The following is a 4215-nucleotide window of genomic DNA, read 5'->3' on the forward strand; positions in this document are numbered from 1 at the left end:
CCGCCCTGGCCGCGGCCTCTACCTTGGCAGCGTCTACGCTTCCTTCCTCCACCACGAACGAGATGTTCTCCTCGATAGTCCCGCTGAAGATAAAAGTATCCTGGCTTATCAGCCCGATGTGCTTCCTCCACGATCCCCTGTCGATCCCGCTCATATCCCGCCCATCGACCAGTATCTGCCCTCCGGTATTAGGATAAAAACCTATTATGAGGTCCACAAGAGTGGATTTCCCGCTGCCCGACCCCCCGACTATACCGTAAAAACGACCCTTCTCTATCCGCATGTTCACACATGACAGCTTGAACCCGTCACGCGAATAGGCGAATTCTACGTCCCGGAACGAGATATCCTCGTTGAATGAAGCTACCTTTTCTCCGCTGGTGTCAGCCGTCTTCATACGCAAAAGGTCCGTCACTATGTTCACCGACGGCAAAAGATGGGCTATCTGCAGGAAATTACTGTTAACCCCCGCCATCGATGTCATTATACGGTACGCGCCGCTCCCGAATACCGCTATGAGCGGCATAAGTTTTTCAGGACCGCTTCCGGATCTCGCGGCAAGAAAGAGACCGGCCAATATACCGATGAGGACCGCTGTCTGCATGACCGGCGCGACAAGGTTACCCAATGTGGCGTTCCTCATGTATATACGCGCGCGTTTCGTGGCGGCGTCCGCGAATTGTTCCTCGAAAAAGCGTTCCGCCAGGAACGCCTTTACCTGTCGTATACCGGTTATCACCTCGGCAACTATGGAATAAGCCCTTTTCTGGAGCCGCGCATGCTCTTCCGAGGACACATAGACTTTCGCCCTAGCGACTATAAGCGACAATATGGACATAATGACCATGAACCCCGTCAAATAAAGCGTGGCCTTCCACGAGACAATGAACAAAGTAACGTAAAGGCAAACGGCGGTAAAAAGATGCCGTGATATCTGGCATGTGTACACGATAGCGTCGCCAGCCATTTCCGTATGGGTCATCTGTTTCTGTATCAGGTCCCCCGTACGGTTCCTTATGAAAAAATCATATTCCTGCCCCAGGTAGTTCTTGAATATTTCCACCTGTAACATCGTCCTCAATTTCTCGGATAAACGGTACTGGGAATAAAATGAAAGTATGATAAAAAGCCCTCTCACCAGGAAAACCAGGAACATGCCCAGAAAAACGAACATAAAGAAACTTTCCACGGTGATGTGGGTCCCAAATATGCCGTTCATACGCCCGGCGTAGAACGTCCCTTTCGTCCTGTCCTCTATCATGTTAATGACCGGGTACAAAAGGCCAATACCCGCGGCTTCCAGCACGGAAGCTATCGTTATTATCGAAGTAAGGAACAGGAGGTCCTTAGGTTTCAGGCGCAAAAGATGCGTGAGATTCCTAAGCGCTTTATATTTCACGGTCTTGTCTTTCGTGGTCATCCCTGCCCCTCCAGAACGTTTATCGCGTCTTTGAGCTCACTGATCGCGCGTATCCTGGCGCATCCCAAGCCCCGGAATATGTCCTCATTGCCCTCGTATATCCGGGCCACGAAATGGATACCGGAAGCGGCTGCCGCGTTCATATCACTTAAGGCATCGCCCACAAACAGGGCCTCCTCCGGCAGCACCGGATCCCTTCCAAGTATGTCCTTGACCGCCGCGGCCTTCCCGGTCGGCGCGCCATATGTACGCGAAAAGAACTTTGTCATTCCCCTCCGGGCCACTATCTCCTCTATCTCTTCCTGGGGGGTGGCGGACGCCACATAGAACCTGTATCTGGCGGCATGCTCTTCCAGAAACTCCTTAGCGCCTTCTACGTAAGGAGCTTTGACCACCTCATCCACCACAAGCTCCGAAAAACGCCTGCAGAGGCCCCGGAACGTATCGTCGTCGAGTTCGCGGCCAAGGAACTCCCGATAGAAATACCGGAACTTGTCATATCTTGAGACTCCAGTATGCGCTATATGGTATTCCACTACCTTGCGGGCGACCTCCGCCCCTTCGGCCTCAAAGAGCTTTCCGAAGGCTACGGTCTTTATGTCCACGGACTCGGCCAGCACCCCGTCAAAATCGAATATTATGGTCCTTATCATGACACTCTTTCCATACGTTAGAAACGTATCTCCTCATTATCCCGTGAGATATTGATCTCATCGAGGATCTCCACCAGGCTCTGGCCTAGATCGCAATATTTATTCGTAATAAGCTTTTTTCCTACACGAGGGATATACGAATACGGCGTCTGCTCGTAATGCGAACGGGAATCTTTTGGGCTGTAATTAATATGTATCTTCCCTCCAAGTATCTCGTTTATCATATCCAGGAGCTCATTGAGCCTCATCCTGTGGTGTCCGGTAAGTATCAGCGTCTCGCCGGAAAAGGACCCGTCCAGGACATTAACGCATATCTCCGCCGCGTCCTTCACGTGTATGTACTCCCTCACTTCTTTGCCGGTACCCTTGAACTCGATCTTGCCGGTCTTGAAAGCCTCTGTGAGGTAACGATGCACGCTGTTGGTCTTGTCCGCCCGTGGACCGTACAACGTACCGAAACGGAGCACCGTATGCTCAAGCCCGAACTTCTCGTGGTAGGCTTCCAGGAGCAGCTCACACGCGTGCTTGCTCACACGGTAGAACGACCCGGTACGACTATATACATATATCGTGCTCGCGAACACCAGCCGGCCCACACCGGCGGATACCGCGGCTTCGAGTACATTCGTTGTGCCCAGCACGTTGATCCTCATGGTCTCATACGGCTTTCCCTGGGCGGCGTCCACATCCGCCATCGCCGCCAGATGGTACACCACATCCATGCCTTTCATGCTTTCCTTGAGGGAATCTCCATCCATTATATCGCCAATAAGCATGTGCTGGCCTTCCGAAATGAATTTCGACGGTTTTATGTCGAATATATACACCTCGTGGCCGGCGGCCGTCAACGCGTCCGCTATATGGCTTCCCAGGAAACCGGACCCGCCGGTGACCATTATCTTCAGGGCAGTTTTTTTACCAGGCATATCATCTCCTTATCGCTTTTCAGACCGATCCCTTTTTTTCGTTTATGAAATCTTTCTCGAAATCCTCCTCGCATATCAGGAAATGCTTGTCCCTGTCGAATTCCGGAAGGGACATTATGTGTTCCTTGTAATTCTCACGCATATCCGCTTCCGCCTTTTTACGCACAACATCCACTTCACCGTCGCTGAAATCCGTCATATTGACCACAGTCCGCCAATACCCCTCGTATATACTGGAAAGATACGCGTCCTCGTTCTCTATCAGCCCCTGTTCTATCGCCATATTGTAGGCTACGGAACCCGGTAGCGGCGTAAATATACAGAACCGCCTGCCCGGATGCCCAAGCCCCTTGAACATCTCGACCGTATCCCTCACCGTATCCGCGCTCTCCCCGGGATACCCGAATATAAGGGTCATCTTCAAGTGTAATCCGGCTTCTATAGTACGGCGTATCACTTCCTCTATCCTTTCCCTTGTTATTCCCTTGTTCATCATCTTCAACATGTCGGGGCTCCCGCTTTCTATCCCGAACCCGATCGAGACCAGGCCGTTCTTCTTATAATAGGAAAGCCTGTCGAGGTTTATAGTGTCGACCCTGGCCTGTCCGTTCCATAAGATCCCCCTCTTCCCGAGCTCCCCGGCCAACGCGTCTATCATATCCTGTTTGAGGAACAAGAGTTCATCCACGAAATTTATGCCTCCGATGTCGTATTTGTCGATAAAGAAATCTATTTCCCTGAGTATGCTGTCGAGCGACTTTATCCTTATAGTACGGAACGTCCTGCTGCAGAAATTACACCGGAACGGGCAGCCTCTCCCGGTGATCATGGCCATTACATACGGCCTTTTCTGTTTTTTGTAGAGTACCGCCGACTTATTATGGATATAGAGCTTGTTGGTCCTGTAAATATCCATACGGAACTTATCGAACACCGGCTCGGGGATCTCCCCCAGATCCTTTATGAGCTCCCTGGGCTCGGTCTTTACGGGTTCATTGCCGTTCCTGTACGCTATACCATTTACCAGTGACGGTTCTCCCAGGTTCTCAAGAAGATCGATCGTGGTGATCTCACCTTCACCTATCACGCAGAAATCAACGAGCATGTTCCGGAGGACCACTTCCCAGCTGAACGTCGAAAGCTGCCCGCCCACCACTATCCTGGCTCCCGGGTTGATATCCTTTACCAGCCGGGAGAACCACTTCACGTACGCGTA

Annotated in this window: 4 protein-coding genes; all 4 read right to left on the reverse strand. The window is 51.6% G+C overall.

The window, feature by feature from the left end; translation table 11 throughout:
* Positions 1-1420: ABC transporter ATP-binding protein (locus PHH49_08635; protein MDD5489005.1), on the reverse strand; the 1420-nt coding region annotated here is incomplete at its 3' end.
* Positions 1417-2073 carry an HAD hydrolase-like protein gene (locus PHH49_08640; protein ID MDD5489006.1) on the reverse strand — a complete coding sequence of 219 codons (657 nt, stop codon included), beginning with the start codon at positions 2071-2073 and terminating at the stop codon, positions 1417-1419. The genes PHH49_08640 and PHH49_08635, both read right to left, overlap by 4 nt.
* A gap of 17 nt (positions 2074-2090) precedes the next feature.
* Positions 2091-2999, reverse strand: a complete 909-nt coding sequence (locus PHH49_08645; GenBank protein ID MDD5489007.1) for an NAD(P)-dependent oxidoreductase — start codon at positions 2997-2999, stop codon at positions 2091-2093.
* A gap of 19 nt (positions 3000-3018) precedes the next feature.
* Positions 3019-4215 (reverse strand): radical SAM protein (locus PHH49_08650; GenBank protein MDD5489008.1); only part of this gene is annotated, 1197 nt, incomplete at its 5' end.

The sequence above is a fragment of the Candidatus Omnitrophota bacterium genome (assembly GCA_028715965.1).
In the GTDB taxonomy this organism is placed as follows: Bacteria; Omnitrophota; Gorgyraeia; order Tantalellales; family Tantalellaceae; genus JAQUQS01.

Bases quoted from the DNA above. Each gene is read 5' to 3' on its own strand.
- PHH49_08640 (MDD5489006.1), bottom strand. From the start codon at position 2,073: ATGATAAGGACCATAATATTCGATTTTGACGGGGTGCTGGCCGAGTCC.
- PHH49_08645 (MDD5489007.1), bottom strand. From the start codon at position 2,999: ATGCCTGGTAAAAAAACTGCCCTGAAGATAATGGTCACCGGCGGGTCC.